18 protein-coding genes are annotated in these 14,489 nt (G+C 41.1%); all 18 read left to right on the forward strand.

The genetic code is table 11. The features are described 5' to 3' along the window. Positions 1-10 precede the first annotated feature (10 nt). The 18 genes from rpoC (at position 11) to rplN (ending at position 14,469) form a co-directional block, all read left to right on the forward strand. Positions 11-3,622, forward strand: coding sequence for a DNA-directed RNA polymerase subunit beta' (gene rpoC, locus FOT98_RS25530; RefSeq protein ID WP_000567949.1), 3,612 nt, complete (start codon positions 11-13; stop codon positions 3,620-3,622). A gap of 113 nt (positions 3,623-3,735) precedes the next feature. Further along, a complete protein-coding gene (locus tag FOT98_RS25535) occupies positions 3,736-3,984 on the forward strand; it encodes a ribosomal L7Ae/L30e/S12e/Gadd45 family protein (protein ID WP_061678373.1) in 249 nt (82 codons plus the stop codon). 114 nt (positions 3,985-4,098) lie between these two features. Then, positions 4,099-4,521 (forward strand): 30S ribosomal protein S12, encoded by a 423-nt coding sequence (gene rpsL, locus FOT98_RS25540; RefSeq protein ID WP_001142341.1) that lies wholly within the window; start codon positions 4,099-4,101, stop codon positions 4,519-4,521. A gap of 29 nt (positions 4,522-4,550) precedes the next feature. After that, entirely contained in the window at positions 4,551-5,021 is a 471-nt protein-coding gene (rpsG, locus tag FOT98_RS25545; protein WP_001137490.1) for a 30S ribosomal protein S7, read from the forward strand. A gap of 208 nt (positions 5,022-5,229) precedes the next feature. After that, positions 5,230-7,308, forward strand: a complete 2,079-nt coding sequence (fusA, locus tag FOT98_RS25550) for an elongation factor G (protein ID WP_061678372.1) — start codon at positions 5,230-5,232, stop codon at positions 7,306-7,308. Between the two features lie 117 nt (positions 7,309-7,425). Then, complete coding sequence (gene tuf, locus FOT98_RS25555) at positions 7,426-8,613, forward strand: elongation factor Tu (RefSeq protein ID WP_001029617.1); 1,188 nt, start codon at positions 7,426-7,428, stop codon at positions 8,611-8,613. Positions 8,614-9,013: 400 nt separating this feature from the next. Further along, positions 9,014-9,322 carry a 30S ribosomal protein S10 gene (rpsJ, locus tag FOT98_RS25565; protein WP_001040595.1) on the forward strand — a complete coding sequence of 103 codons (309 nt, stop codon included), beginning with the start codon at positions 9,014-9,016 and terminating at the stop codon, positions 9,320-9,322. A gap of 34 nt (positions 9,323-9,356) precedes the next feature. After that, a complete protein-coding gene (rplC, locus tag FOT98_RS25570; protein WP_000160209.1) occupies positions 9,357-9,989 on the forward strand; it encodes a 50S ribosomal protein L3 in 633 nt (210 codons plus the stop codon). A 24-nt stretch (positions 9,990-10,013) separates the two neighbouring features. Further along, positions 10,014-10,637, forward strand: a complete 624-nt coding sequence (rplD, locus tag FOT98_RS25575) for a 50S ribosomal protein L4 (protein WP_001127258.1) — start codon at positions 10,014-10,016, stop codon at positions 10,635-10,637. Beyond that, positions 10,637-10,927: a 50S ribosomal protein L23 gene (rplW, locus tag FOT98_RS25580; protein ID WP_001205558.1), complete on the forward strand. Its 291-nt coding sequence runs from the start codon at positions 10,637-10,639 to the stop codon at positions 10,925-10,927. Before rplD ends, rplW begins: the two co-directional genes overlap by 1 nt. Positions 10,928-10,955: 28 nt before the next feature. Then, positions 10,956-11,786 carry a 50S ribosomal protein L2 gene (rplB, locus tag FOT98_RS25585; protein ID WP_000511582.1) on the forward strand — a complete coding sequence of 277 codons (831 nt, stop codon included), beginning with the start codon at positions 10,956-10,958 and terminating at the stop codon, positions 11,784-11,786. A 60-nt stretch (positions 11,787-11,846) separates the two neighbouring features. Further along, positions 11,847-12,125, forward strand: a complete 279-nt coding sequence (gene rpsS / locus FOT98_RS25590) for a 30S ribosomal protein S19 (RefSeq protein WP_000124454.1) — start codon at positions 11,847-11,849, stop codon at positions 12,123-12,125. A gap of 17 nt (positions 12,126-12,142) precedes the next feature. Continuing rightward, complete coding sequence (gene rplV, locus FOT98_RS25595) at positions 12,143-12,484, forward strand: 50S ribosomal protein L22 (protein ID WP_001148024.1); 342 nt, start codon at positions 12,143-12,145, stop codon at positions 12,482-12,484. A gap of 3 nt (positions 12,485-12,487) precedes the next feature. Further along, positions 12,488-13,147: a 30S ribosomal protein S3 gene (gene rpsC / locus FOT98_RS25600; protein WP_000529958.1), complete on the forward strand. Its 660-nt coding sequence runs from the start codon at positions 12,488-12,490 to the stop codon at positions 13,145-13,147. Between the two features lies 1 nt (position 13,148). After that, positions 13,149-13,583 (forward strand): 50S ribosomal protein L16, encoded by a 435-nt coding sequence (gene rplP, locus FOT98_RS25605; RefSeq protein ID WP_000928969.1) that lies wholly within the window; start codon positions 13,149-13,151, stop codon positions 13,581-13,583. Then, positions 13,573-13,773, forward strand: a complete 201-nt coding sequence (gene rpmC, locus FOT98_RS25610; protein ID WP_000855718.1) for a 50S ribosomal protein L29 — start codon at positions 13,573-13,575, stop codon at positions 13,771-13,773. Before rplP ends, rpmC begins: the two co-directional genes overlap by 11 nt. 20 nt (positions 13,774-13,793) lie before the next feature. Continuing rightward, complete coding sequence (gene rpsQ / locus FOT98_RS25615; protein WP_000004106.1) at positions 13,794-14,057, forward strand: 30S ribosomal protein S17; 264 nt, start codon at positions 13,794-13,796, stop codon at positions 14,055-14,057. 43 nt (positions 14,058-14,100) lie between these two features. Next, positions 14,101-14,469 (forward strand): 50S ribosomal protein L14, encoded by a 369-nt coding sequence (gene rplN / locus FOT98_RS25620; RefSeq protein WP_000615912.1) that lies wholly within the window; start codon positions 14,101-14,103, stop codon positions 14,467-14,469. Positions 14,470-14,489: the final 20 nt, after the last annotated feature.

A 14,489-nucleotide genomic window follows, 5' to 3' on the forward strand; every position in this document is an offset into this window, starting at 1 on the left:
GGTAGGCCCCTTGATAGATGTAAATAACTTTGAATATATGAAGATTGGACTTGCTTCACCTGACAAGATTCGTTCTTGGTCATACGGTGAAGTTAAGAAACCAGAAACAATTAACTATCGTACGTTAAAGCCTGAAAAAGATGGCTTGTTCTGTGAGCGTATTTTCGGACCACAAAAGGACTGGGAATGTCATTGCGGAAAATACAAACGTGTACGTTATAAAGGTGTAGTTTGTGATCGATGTGGCGTTGAAGTAACGCGTGCAAAAGTTCGTCGTGAACGTATGGGTCATATCGAATTAGCTGCTCCTGTATCTCATATTTGGTATTTCAAAGGTATCCCGAGCCGCATGGGACTTGTCTTAGACATGTCCCCTCGCGCGCTTGAAGAAGTAATTTATTTCGCTTCTTATGTTGTAACAGAAAGTGGAGATACACCACTTGATAAGAAGCAATTACTTTCTGAAAAAGAATACCGTGCATATCGTGATCGATATGGTAGCACATTCCAAGCTGCTATGGGTGCAGAAGCGATTAAAAAGCTACTACAAGACATCGATTTAGATAAAGAAGTAGACTTCTTAAAAGAAGAATTAAAAACAGCACAAGGACAACGCCGTACTCGTGCTATTAAACGTCTAGAAGTATTAGAAGCATTCCGTAACTCTGGAAATCACCCATCTTGGATGATCCTAGATGTTCTTCCAGTTATCCCACCAGAACTACGCCCAATGGTACAGTTGGATGGTGGACGTTTTGCTACTTCTGACTTAAACGACTTATACCGTCGTGTAATTAACCGTAACAATCGTTTAAAACGTCTATTGGACTTAGGTGCACCAAGCATCATCGTTCAAAACGAAAAACGTATGTTACAAGAAGCTGTAGACGCATTAATCGATAATGGTCGCCGTGGCCGTCCAGTTACTGGACCGGGTAACCGTCCATTAAAATCACTATCTCACATGCTTAAAGGTAAACAAGGACGTTTCCGTCAAAACTTATTAGGTAAACGTGTTGACTACTCTGGCCGTTCTGTAATCGTTGTAGGACCGAACTTAAAGATGTACCAATGTGGATTACCGAAAGAAATGGCGCTTGAATTGTTTAAGCCTTTCGTTATGAAAGAGTTAGTTGGAAAAGGTTTAGCACACAACATTAAGAGTGCTAAACGTAAAATCGAGCGTGTACAACCTGAAGTTTGGGACGTTTTAGAATCTGTGATCAAAGAGCATCCAGTACTTCTAAACCGCGCACCAACACTTCACCGTCTTGGTATCCAGGCGTTTGAACCTACATTAGTAGAAGGTCGTGCAATTCGTCTTCACCCACTTGTATGTACTGCATACAACGCGGACTTTGACGGTGACCAAATGGCGGTTCACGTTCCGTTATCATCAGAGGCACAAGCAGAAGCTCGTATTCTTATGTTAGCGGCGCAAAACATCTTGAATCCAAAAGACGGAAAACCAGTTGTTACTCCATCTCAGGATATGGTATTAGGTAACTACTACTTAACTCTTGAGCGTGAAGGCGCAATCGGTGAAGGTATGGTCTTCAAAGATGCAAACGAAGCAATACTTGCATACCAAAATGGATATGTACATCTGCACACACGTGTTGCAGTTGCTGCAAGTTCAGTAAATAACGTAACATTTACTGAAGAGCAAAAAGGTAAGCTTCTATTAACAACAGTTGGTAAATTAATATTTAACGAAATCTTACCAGAGTCGTTCCCTTATATTAATGAACCGACAAACTCAAACCTTGAAAAAGAAACACCAGCGGAGTATTTCGTTGAAAAAGGTGCGAACATTAAAGAAATTATTGCTAGTCGCGAAGAAGTGGCGCCATTTAGCAAGAAGATCCTTGGTAACATCATTGCGGAAGTATTCAAACGTTTCCAAATTACGGAAACATCTCGTATGCTTGACCGCATGAAAAACTTAGGATTTAAGTACTCTACAAAAGCTGGTATTACAGTTGGGGTATCTGACATTCTTGTATTAGGCGAAAAAGATGAAATTCTCCATGAAGCACAAGCAAAAGTAGATAATGTAATTAAACAATTCCGTCGCGGTTTGATCACAGAAGAAGAACGTTACGATCGCGTTATCTCTATTTGGAGTAATGCAAAAGATGTTATCCAAGGAAAACTGATGAAATCCTTGAATAAACGCAATCCAATCTTCATGATGAGTGATTCCGGTGCCCGTGGTAACGCATCGAACTTTACTCAGCTTGCTGGTATGCGTGGTCTGATGGCCAATCCATCTGGTCGTATTATCGAACTTCCAATTAAATCAAGTTTCCGTGAAGGTTTAACAGTACTTGAGTACTTCATCTCTACGCATGGTGCGCGTAAAGGTCTTGCCGATACAGCACTTAAAACTGCCGATTCTGGTTACTTAACACGTCGTCTTGTAGACGTTGCGCAAGATGTAATTGTCCGTGAAGATGATTGTGGAACAGATCGTGGTCTATTAATTGGTGCGATTAAAGAGGGTAATGAAGTAATTGAGTCATTATATGATCGTCTTGTTGGACGTTTTGCAAGAAAAACTGTAAAACATCCTGAAACAGGTGAAGTATTAGTTAGTGAAAACCAACTAATCACTGAAGATATCGCTCATATCGTTGAAAATTCGGGTGTTGAAACTGTAAACATTCGTTCAGCGTTCACGTGTAACACTCGCCACGGTGTATGTAAGAAGTGTTACGGTCGTAACTTAGCAACTGGTACAGACGTAGAAGTAGGAGAAGCGGTAGGTATTATCGCAGCTCAATCTATCGGTGAGCCAGGTACACAGTTAACGATGCGTACGTTCCATACAGGTGGGGTTGCCGGAGATGATATCACTCAAGGTTTACCTCGTATCCAAGAGATCTTCGAAGCTCGTAATCCGAAAGGTCAGGCAGTTATCAGTGAAATCGATGGTGTTATCGCAGCGATCAACGATGTTAAAGATCGCCAAGAAGTAGTTGTACAGGGTGAAGTTGAAGCTCGTACGTATGCTATTCCTTACGGTGCGCGTCTGAAAGTAACTCCAGGACAGCCAATTAGCCACGGTAAAGAGTTAACAGAAGGTTCTATTGATCCGAAAGAATTACTAAAAGTAACGGACATTACGGCGGTTCAAGAATACTTATTACGTGAAGTTCAAAAAGTATACCGTATGCAAGGGGTAGAAATTGGCGACAAACACGTAGAAGTAATGGTACGTCAAATGTTACGTAAAGTTCGTGTAAGTGATGCGGGTGAAACAGATGTATTACCAGGAACATTACTAGATATCCATCAGTTTACTGATGCGAATGCGAAGGTGTTACTGAAAGGTAAACAACCAGCAACAGCTAGACCTGTTCTACTTGGTATTACAAAAGCTTCGCTTGAAACTGATTCATTCTTATCTGCAGCATCGTTCCAAGAAACGACACGTGTCTTAACTGATGCAGCAATTAAGGGTAAACGCGATGAACTTCTAGGATTGAAAGAAAATGTTATTATCGGTAAACTTGTTCCTGCTGGAACAGGTATGAATCGTTATCGCAAAGTGGACCTTGTAAAAACAACTCAAGGTGACATGAATGTAGAAAACGATGAAGTTTATGTGGAACAGTAAAATTTTCCGTCGTAAATTTTGTATAAAAACAGCTAATCCTAGTTGACATTGTATGAAGCAAAATGTTACTATAATCAAGGTTGCTCCTGAACGATGCTTTGGAGGATATTTATATGTCTTATCAAAAAGTGTCAAATGCTGAAAATGTAGTCGTTGGTCATAAACGCACATTGGAGGCAATCAAAAATGGTATAGTTAAAGAAGTTGTTATTGCGGAAGATGCTGATATGCGGTTAACCCATATGATCATTCGTACTGCCTTGCAACATAACATACCCATAAACAAAGTTGAATCAGTTCGTAAGCTTGGAAAAGTTTCGGGGATTCAAGTGGGAGCTTCAGCAATAGGAATAATAAGTTAAAACTGTTTTTGTGAGGAGAGAGCATTTGCTCTCCCTTGCAAAAACTTTGTTTTCAACTAATAATGAACCACCTGGATATGTGGTCATACAAACATGCGAAGGGAGGATAATCAAATGCCTACTATTAACCAATTAGTGAGAAATGGTCGTACTGATAAAGTATGGAAGTCTAAATCACCTGCGTTAAACAAAGGTTTTAACTCTTTAAAGAAAAAATCAACTGATATCTCTGCACCTCAAAAACGTGGTGTATGTACTCGTGTTGGTACAATGACTCCGAAGAAACCGAACTCAGCGTTACGTAAATACGCTCGTGTACGTTTAACAAATGGTATTGAAGTTACAGCTTACATCCCAGGTATCGGTCATAACCTACAAGAGCATAGCGTAGTATTAATTCGCGGTGGTCGAGTAAAGGATTTACCAGGGGTACGTTACCACATCGTTCGTGGTGCGCTTGATACTGCTGGTGTTGACAAACGTATGCAAGGACGTTCTAAATATGGTACTAAGCGACCAAAACCTGCTAAAAAATAATAACTTTAAAATGAAAGGAGGAACTCAATATGCCTCGTAAAGGACCTGTTGCGAAACGTGACGTGTTACCAGATCCAATGTACAAATCTAAGCTAGTAACACGCCTTATCAACAAAATGATGGTTGACGGTAAAAAAGGTAAATCTCAAACAATTCTTTATAACGCTTTCGATATCGTTCGTGAACGTTCAGAGAAAGACCCTATGGAAGTATTCGAGCAAGCTCTTAAGAACATCATGCCTGTTCTTGAAGTACGTGCTCGTCGTGTTGGTGGTGCTAACTACCAAGTTCCAGTTGAGGTTCGTCCAGAACGCCGTACAACTTTAGGTCTTCGCTGGTTAGTAAACTATGCTCGTCTTCGTGGTGAAAAAACTATGGAAGAGCGTCTAGCTTACGAAATCTTAGATGCAGCTAACAACGCTGGTGCATCTGTTAAGAAACGTGAAGACACTCATAAAATGGCAGAAGCTAACAAAGCATTTGCTCATTACCGTTGGTAGGATTCAACGTAAAATAAATGTAAGCATAAACCGCTTTATTTGTCGCTTATGGAAGTGTGGAGAGGGAGAATGCCTCTCCCTTTCGTTGGGCGCTCGTTTTACATAATGAGGGTACTGGACATACTGACATGTGTAACAATATAAAGTGGCTTTTTTGCTACTTAAAATAAAAAAATCCAATCCATATATGGAAGGAGCAAGACACCAAATGACAAGAGAGTTCTCTTTAGAAAACACTCGTAATATTGGTATCATGGCTCACATCGATGCTGGTAAAACAACAGCAACTGAGCGTATTCTGTATTACACAGGACGTATTCATAAAATCGGTGAAACTCATGAAGGTGCATCTCAGATGGACTGGATGGAGCAAGAGCAAGAGCGTGGTATCACAATTACTTCTGCTGCAACTACAGCTCAATGGAAAGGTCACCGTGTAAACATCATTGACACTCCAGGACACGTAGACTTCACAGTAGAAGTAGAACGTTCTTTACGCGTACTTGATGGTGCGGTAGCAGTACTTGATGCACAATCTGGTGTAGAACCACAAACAGAAACTGTTTGGCGTCAGGCTACTACTTACGGCGTACCTCGTATCGTATTCGTTAACAAAATGGATAAAATCGGTGCGGATTTCTTATACTCTGTAGGAACAATCCACGATCGTTTACAAGCAAACGCACACCCAATTCAGTTACCAATCGGTGCTGAAGATGAGTTCAATGGTATCATTGACCTTGTTGAAGAATGTGCTTACATGTACGGTAACGATTTAGGAACAGACATTCAACGTGTTGAAATTCCTGAAGAGCACAAAGAATTAGCTGAAGAATACCGTGGAAAACTTATTGAAGCGGTAGCTGAGCTTGATGAAGAAATGATGATGAAGTACCTAGAAGGTGAAGAAATCACTGTAGAAGAGCTTAAAGCTGGTATCCGTAAGGCTACAACTTCTGTAGAATTCTTCCCAGTAATCTGTGGTTCTGCATTCAAAAACAAAGGTGTTCAAATTCTGTTAGACGCAGTTATCGACTACCTACCATCTCCATTAGATGTACCTGCTATTAAAGGTACTCTTCCGGATACAGATGAAGAAATCGAACGTAAGTCTAGCGATGAAGAACCATTCGCAGCTTTAGCATTCAAAATCATGACTGACCCTTATGTTGGTAAGTTAACGTTCTTCCGTGTGTACTCTGGTGTGTTAAACTCTGGATCATACGTGAAAAACTCAACTAAAGGTAAGCGTGAGCGTGTAGGTCGTATCCTACAAATGCACGCTAACAGCCGTGAAGAGATTTCAACAGTTTACGCTGGTGATATCGCTGCTGCTGTAGGTTTAAAAGATACTACTACTGGTGATACTCTTTGTGACGAGAAGAGCCTTGTTATCCTTGAGTCTATGGAATTCCCAGAGCCAGTTATCTCTGTAGCTATCGAACCAAAATCTAAAGCTGACCAAGATAAAATGGGTACAGCATTATCTAAGCTTTCTGAAGAAGATCCAACATTCCGTGCTCACACTGACCAAGAAACTGGCCAAACTATCATCGCTGGTATGGGTGAACTTCACCTTGATATCATCGTTGACCGTATGCGTCGTGAATTCAAAGTCGAAGCAAACGTTGGTGCTCCTCAGGTAGCATACCGTGAAACTTTCCGCGCTGCTGCGAAAGTTGAAGGTAAGTTCGCTCGTCAATCTGGTGGACGTGGACAATTCGGTCACGTTTGGATTGAGTTTGCGCCTAACGAAGAAGGTAAAGGATTTGAATTCGAAAACAAAATCGTCGGCGGTGTAGTTCCACGTGAATACATCCCAGCTGTTGGAGCGGGTCTTGAAGACTCACTTAAAAATGGTGTACTAGCTGGTTACCCACTAGTTGACATTAAAGCAGCATTAGTTGACGGTTCTTACCATGATGTCGATTCATCTGAGATGGCGTTCAAAATCGCTGCATCTATGGCACTTAAAGCTGCGGTTTCTAAATGTAACCCAGTAATTCTTGAGCCAATGATGAAAGTTGAAGTTGTAATTCCTGAAGAATACATGGGAGACATCATGGGTGACGTAACGTCTCGTCGTGGACGTGTAGAAGGTATGGAAGCTCGCGGTAACGCACAAGTTGTTCGCGCTATGGTTCCACTTTCTGAAATGTTCGGTTATGCGACAGCATTACGTTCTAACACTCAAGGACGCGGAACATTCTCAATGACATTTGATCATTATGAAGAAGTACCGAAGTCTGTTTCTGAAGAAATTATCAAAAAAAATAAAGGTGAATAATTGATTTTTATCGATTCTTCACGTATAACTACTTATGTAAGCTTAGAAAGTGGGACGCAAGTTTCACTTTCTAGCCTAAATATAAAATAACCTATATAAACTAAGGAGGAATTTAGAATGGCTAAAGCTAAATTCGAACGTTCTAAACCCCATGTTAACATCGGTACAATCGGCCACGTTGACCATGGTAAAACTACATTAACTGCTGCGATCACTACAGTTCTTGCAAAAGCTGGTGGTGCTGAAGCACGCGGATACGATCAAATCGACGCTGCTCCAGAAGAAAGAGAGCGCGGAATCACAATCTCAACTGCACACGTTGAGTACGAAACTGAAACTCGTCACTATGCACACGTTGACTGCCCAGGTCACGCTGACTATGTTAAAAACATGATCACTGGTGCTGCTCAAATGGACGGCGGTATCTTAGTAGTATCTGCTGCTGATGGCCCAATGCCTCAAACACGTGAGCACATCCTTCTTTCTCGTCAAGTAGGTGTTCCTTACATCGTTGTATTCTTAAACAAATGCGACATGGTAGACGACGAAGAATTATTAGAATTAGTAGAAATGGAAGTTCGCGACCTATTATCTGAATACGGATTCCCAGGCGACGACATTCCTGTAATCAAAGGTTCTGCTCTTAAAGCTCTTCAAGGAGAAGCTGATTGGGAAGCAAAAATCATTGAATTAATGACTGAAGTTGATGCTTACATCCCAACTCCAGAACGTGAAACTGACAAACCATTCTTAATGCCTATCGAGGATGTATTCTCTATCACAGGTCGTGGTACAGTTGCAACTGGTCGTGTAGAGCGCGGAATCGTTAAAGTTGGTGACGTAGTAGAAATCATCGGTCTTGCTGAAGAAAATGCTTCTACAACTGTAACTGGTGTAGAGATGTTCCGTAAACTTCTTGACCAAGCTCAAGCTGGAGACAACATCGGTGCTTTACTTCGTGGGGTTGCTCGTGAAGATATCCAACGTGGACAAGTTCTTGCTAAAACTGGCTCTGTAAAAGCTCACGCTAAATTCAAAGCTGAAGTTTTCGTATTATCTAAAGAAGAAGGTGGACGTCACACTCCATTCTTCGCTAACTACCGTCCTCAGTTCTACTTCCGTACAACTGACGTAACTGGTATCATCCAATTACCAGAAGGTACTGAAATGGTAATGCCTGGTGACAACATCGAAATGACTATCGAACTTATCGCTCCAATCGCTATCGAAGAGGGAACTAAATTCTCTATTCGTGAAGGTGGACGTACAGTAGGTTACGGTGTAGTTGCAACTATCGTTGAGTAATCTTAACTGATATAAAAAAACCCAAGGGATCTTCCCTTGGGTTTTTTGTTTGTAGTTATATAATGAATGAAATTTTATTTTTATGTTTTGACGAGTTTCTTCTATAGTAATATGAAATCAATAAAACTAAAATCCAGAAACTGTAAAATGAATTCTGTTAGATGAAAACTTGAAATTCTTTAAAGTGCCATGTATAATAGCAAAAGTAGAGAAAAGCAGATGCAAACAAAAAGATGCTTGCATCTAGACGAATAACATTGTATAATAGACAATGTTGGTCTTTGACTGCGATGAAGTGGAAGGTTGCTGACACACCCGGCCGCTTTGCCATGGCATGGTGTGGGGAAATTTCCATGGAGAAGGTCTATTTTAGAAATAGGCGAACGAAGGAGGGAAAATAATGGCAAAAGAAAAAATTCGTATCCGTTTAAAAGCTTATGATCACCGTATTCTTGATCAATCAGCTGAGAAAATTGTAGAAACAGCTAAGCGTTCTGGGGCAACAGTTTCTGGTCCGATCCCATTACCAACTGAGAAGACTATTTACACAATTCTTCGTGCTGTTCATAAGTACAAAGATTCTCGTGAGCAATTCGAAATGCGCACACACAAACGTTTAATCGATATCGTGAGTCCTACTCCACAAACAGTAGATTCATTAATGCGTTTAGACTTACCGTCTGGTGTAGATATCGAAATCAAACTATAATTCATATAACTTAAAAATGTAGGAGGTGTAACTCATGACCAAAGGAATCTTAGGAAGAAAGATCGGTATGACTCAAGTATTTGCTGAGAACGGTGAGTTAATCCCAGTAACAGTTATCGCTGCTAATCCAAACGTTGTTCTTCAAAAGAAAACAACTGAAACTGATGGCTACAATGCAATCCAGTTAGGATTTGAAGATAAACGTGAAAAGTTAACTAACAAACCTGAACAAGGCCACACTGCTAAAGCATCTACAACTCCTAAGCGCTTCATTCGCGAAATCCGCGATGCAGACGTGGACGGATTAGAGGTTGGTCAAGAGGTAAAAGTTGAAGTTTTCGCTGCAGGTGAAATCGTTGACGTAACAGGAATTTCTAAAGGTAAAGGTTTCCAAGGTGTTATCAAACGCCACGGACAATCTCGCGGACCTATGTCTCATGGTTCTCGCTATCACCGTCGTCCAGGTTCAATGGGCCCAGTTGCTCCGAACCGTGTATTCAAAGGTAAAAAACTTGCTGGACGTATGGGTGGAGACCAAGTTACTATCCAAAACTTAGAAATCGTTCAAGTTGACACTGAGCGCAACTTATTACTAGTAAAAGGTAACGTTCCAGGTGCTAAGAAATCTCTTGTAGTTGTTCAAGGCGCTGTGAAGGTTAGCAAATAATTCACATAGGAAGGAGGAATTCCAATGCCAAAAGTTACTGTATATAACCAAACTGGTTCACAGGTTGGTGAAATCGAATTAGCTGAAGCTATTTTCGGTATCGAACCAAATGAAGCTGTACTTTTCGAAGCTGTAATGATGCAACGTGCATCTTTACGTCAAGGTACACACAAAGTAAAAACTCGTTCTGAAGTTCGTGGTGGTGGTCGTAAACCATGGCGTCAAAAAGGAACTGGACGTGCTCGTCAAGGGTCTATCCGCTCTCCTCAATGGCGTGGTGGTGGTACGGTATTCGGACCTACACCAAGAAGCTATGCGTACAAACTTCCTAAGAAGGTTCGTCGTTTAGCAATCAAATCTGCATTAGCTACTAAAGTAGTTGAGAACAACATTGTAGTTCTTGAAGACCTAGTGTTAAATGCACCAAAAACAAAAGACATGCTAGCAGTACTTAAAGGATTAACTGTTGAGAAGAAAGCTCTTATCGTAACTGCTGATGCAAACGAATCTGTAGAGTTATCTGCTCGCAATATCCCTGGAGTAACAGTAATCACTGCTGATGGCGTAAACGTTTTAGACGTGCTTCATCATGATAAGCTAATCATGACAAAAGCGGCAGTGGAAAAAGTAGAGGAGGTGCTTGCATAATGAGAGATCCTCGTGATATCATTAAGCGCCCAGTTATCACTGAACGTTCTATGGAAATGATGGCTGAAAAAAAATACACGTTCGATGTGGACGTTAAATCTAATAAAACAGAAGTTAAAGATGCTCTTGAAGCGATCTTTGGTGTTAAAGTAGAAAAAGTGAACATCATGAACTACAAGCCGAAAGCAAAACGCGTTGGTCGTCACGCTGGTTTTACTAGCCGTCGTCGTAAAGCAATCGTTAAGCTAACTGCTGACAGCAAAGAAATCGAAATCTTCCAAGGCGTTTAATTCTTACTAAAGAAGGAGGGAAATTGAGATGGGAATTAAAAAGTATAATCCAACTACTAACGGTCGTCGTAATATGACTACGAATGATTTCGCTGAAATCACGACTGACAGACCAGAAAAGTCATTACTTGCTCCTTTAAGCAAGAAGGCTGGTCGTAATAACCAAGGTAAAATTACTGTACGTCATCAAGGTGGCGGACATAAGCGTCAATACCGTATCATCGACTTTAAGCGTAACAAAGATGGAATTCCAGGACGCGTTGCTACGATCGAATACGATCCAAACCGCTCTGCGAATATCGCATTAATTAACTACGTTGACGGTGAAAAACGTTACATTCTTGCTCCTAAGAACTTAGAAGTAGGTATGGAAGTTATGTCTGGCCCAGAAGCTGACATCAAAATCGGTAACGCATTACCATTAATCAACATTCCAGTAGGTACTGTTGTTCATAACATCGAGCTTAAGCCTGGTCGTGGCGGACAATTAGTTCGTTCTGCTGGTACATCTGCTCAAGTACTTGGTAAAGAAGGTAAATACGTACTTGTACGTTTAACTTCTGGTGAAGTACGTCTTGTATTATCTGCTTGTCGCGCTTCAATCGGTCAAGTAGGTAACGAACAACACGAACTTATCAAGATCGGTAAAGCAGGTCGCTCTCGCTGGTTAGGTAAACGCCCAACAGTTCGTGGTTCTGTAATGAACCCAGTTGATCACCCACACGGTGGTGGTGAAGGACGTTCTCCAATCGGACGTAAGTCTCCAATGTCTCCATGGGGTAAACCAACTCTTGGATTCAAGACTCGTAAGAAAAACAAAGCGTCTGACAAATTCATCGTTCGTCGTCGTAAAAAATAATGGGATTGTAGTACGGTTCATTTCTAGAACCGTACGCCAATCACGAAGGGAGGCACCAAAATGGCTCGTAGCTTAAAAAAAGGACCATTTGTCGATGATCACTTAATGAGCAAAATGGAAAAATTAGTTGCATCTGAGCAAAAACAAGTTGTTAAAACTTGGTCTCGCCGTTCAACAATCTTCCCTCAGTTCATCGGACACACAATCGCTGTATATGATGGTCGTAAACACGTACCTGTGTACATCACTGAGGATATGGTTGGCCATAAGTTAGGTGAATTCGCACCAACTCGTACGTATAAAGGTCACCTTGCTGACGATAAGAAAACTAGAAGATAATGAGAGGAGGCACTTCAATGCAAGCTAAAGCAGTAGCGAGAACAGTTCGTATTGCTCCTCGTAAAGTTCGTTTAGTAGTAGACTTAATCCGAGGTAAGCAAGTGGGTGAAGCGATTGCTATCCTTAACCACACACCAAAAACTGCTTCTCCAGTTGTAGAGAAAGTTTTAAAATCTGCAATCGCAAATGCAGAGCACAATTATGAGATGGATATTAACAACCTAGTTGTTGAAAAAGTTTTCGTTGACGAAGGTCCAACGTTGAAACGTTTCCGTCCACGTGCAATGGGTCGTGCAAGCCAAATTAACAAACGCACAAGCCACATCACAGTTGTGGTATCAGAAAAGAAGGAGGGATAATCGATGGGTCAAAAGGTTAATCCAATTGGTCTTCGTGTCGGCGTTATCCGTGACTGGGAATCTCGTTGGTTCGCAGAGAAAGATTATGCTACATTATTACATGAAGACATCAAAATCCGTGAGTACATTACTGTACGCTTAAAAGATTCTGCTGTTGCTAAAGTAGAAATCGAACGTGCAGCAAATCGTGTAAATGTTACAATTCACACTGCAAAACCTGGTATGGTAATTGGTAAAGGTGGTACTGAAGTTGAAGCACTTCGTAAAGCTCTTAACCAATTAACAGGCAAGCGTGTACACATCAACATTTTAGAAGTTAAGAGAGCTGATCTTAACGCTAAATTAGTAGGCGAAAACATTGCTCGTCAATTAGAAAACCGTGTATCATTCCGTCGTGCACAAAAGCAAGTTATTCAACGTGCTATGCGTGCAGGTGCTAAAGGTATTAAAACACAGGTTTCTGGTCGTCTTGGCGGAGCTGATATCGCTCGTGCAGAATCTTACAGTGAAGGAACTGTTCCACTTCATACACTTCGCGCTGATATTGACTATGCAGCAGTTGAAGCTGATACAACATACGGTAAATTAGGCGTAAAAGTATGGATCTACCGTGGAGAAGTCCTTCCTACAAAAAAGAAAGCTTCTGAGGAAGGAGGAAAATAATATGTTAATGCCAAAACGCGTAAAATATCGTAGAGAGCATCGTGGTAAAATGCGTGGTCGTGCAAAAGGTGGAACTGAAATTGCTTTCGGTGAATTCGGTCTACAAGCACAAGCTGCTTCATGGATTACAAACCGTCAAATCGAAGCTGCTCGTCGTGCAATGACTCGTTACATGAAACGTGGCGGTAAAGTATGGATTAAAATTTTCCCTTCTAAACCTTACACTGCAAAACCTCTAGAAGTACGTATGGGTTCCGGTAAAGGGGCACCAGAAGGCTGGGTAGCAGTAGTAAAACCTGGGAAAATTATGTTCGAAATCGCGGGTGTATCTGAAGAGGTAGCACGCGAAGCATTACGTCTTGCAGCTCACAAGTTACCTGTGAAATGTAAATTCGTAAAACGTGAAGAAAATGGTGGTGAATCTAATGAAAACTAATGATATTCGTGAATTAACCACTGCCGAAATCGAAACAAAAGTTAAAGCTTTAAAGGAAGAATTGTTCAATCTTCGCTTCCAACTTGCTACAGGACAATTAGAGAATCCAACTCGCATTCGTGAAGTGCGTAAAGCAATTGCTCGTATGAAAACTGTAGTTCGTGAAAGAGAGATCGGAATTAATCGATAAATTGAGGGGAGGTTTGCATAGTGAGCGAACGTAACCAACGCAAAGTTTATACTGGTCGTGTTGTGTCTGACAAAATGGACAAAACGATTACAGTTTTAGTTGAAACTTACAAAACTCATTCCTTGTACGGAAAGCGTGTTAAGTATTCTAAGAAGTACAAAGCCCATGATGAGCAAAACCAAGCGAAACTTGGCGATATCGTTAAAATCATGGAAACTCGCCCGCTTTCTGCTACTAAGCGTTTCCGTTTAGTTGAAATCGTTGAAGAAGCGGTTATTATCTAAATAGATGAATCGGAATTTTTAGTCCGAAGGGAGGTTTCATAAGATGATCCAACAAGAATCTCGTTTGAAAGTTGCTGACAACTCTGGTGCACGTGAACTTTTAACAATTAAAGTATTAGGCGGCTCTGGTCGTAAATATGCTAACATCGGTGATATTATCGTTGCTACGGTAAAACAAGCAACACCAGGTGGCGTTGTTAAAAAAGGTGACGTTGTTAAAGCAGTAGTAGTACGTACGAAGAGCGGAGCTCGTCGTCCGGACGGTTCTTACATCAAATTTGATGAAAACGCAGCGGTTATCATTAAAGACGATAAGAGCCCACGTGGTACTCGTATCTTCGGACCAGTAGCTCGTGAATTACGTGATAGCAACTTCATGAAGATCGTTTCTTTAGCTCCAGAAGTTCTATAATTTAAGGTATTGCCTTGCTA

The sequence above is a fragment of the Bacillus sp. HY001 genome, from assembly GCF_007558965.1.
In the GTDB taxonomy this organism is placed as follows: domain Bacteria; phylum Bacillota; class Bacilli; order Bacillales; family Bacillaceae_G; genus Bacillus_A; species Bacillus_A mobilis.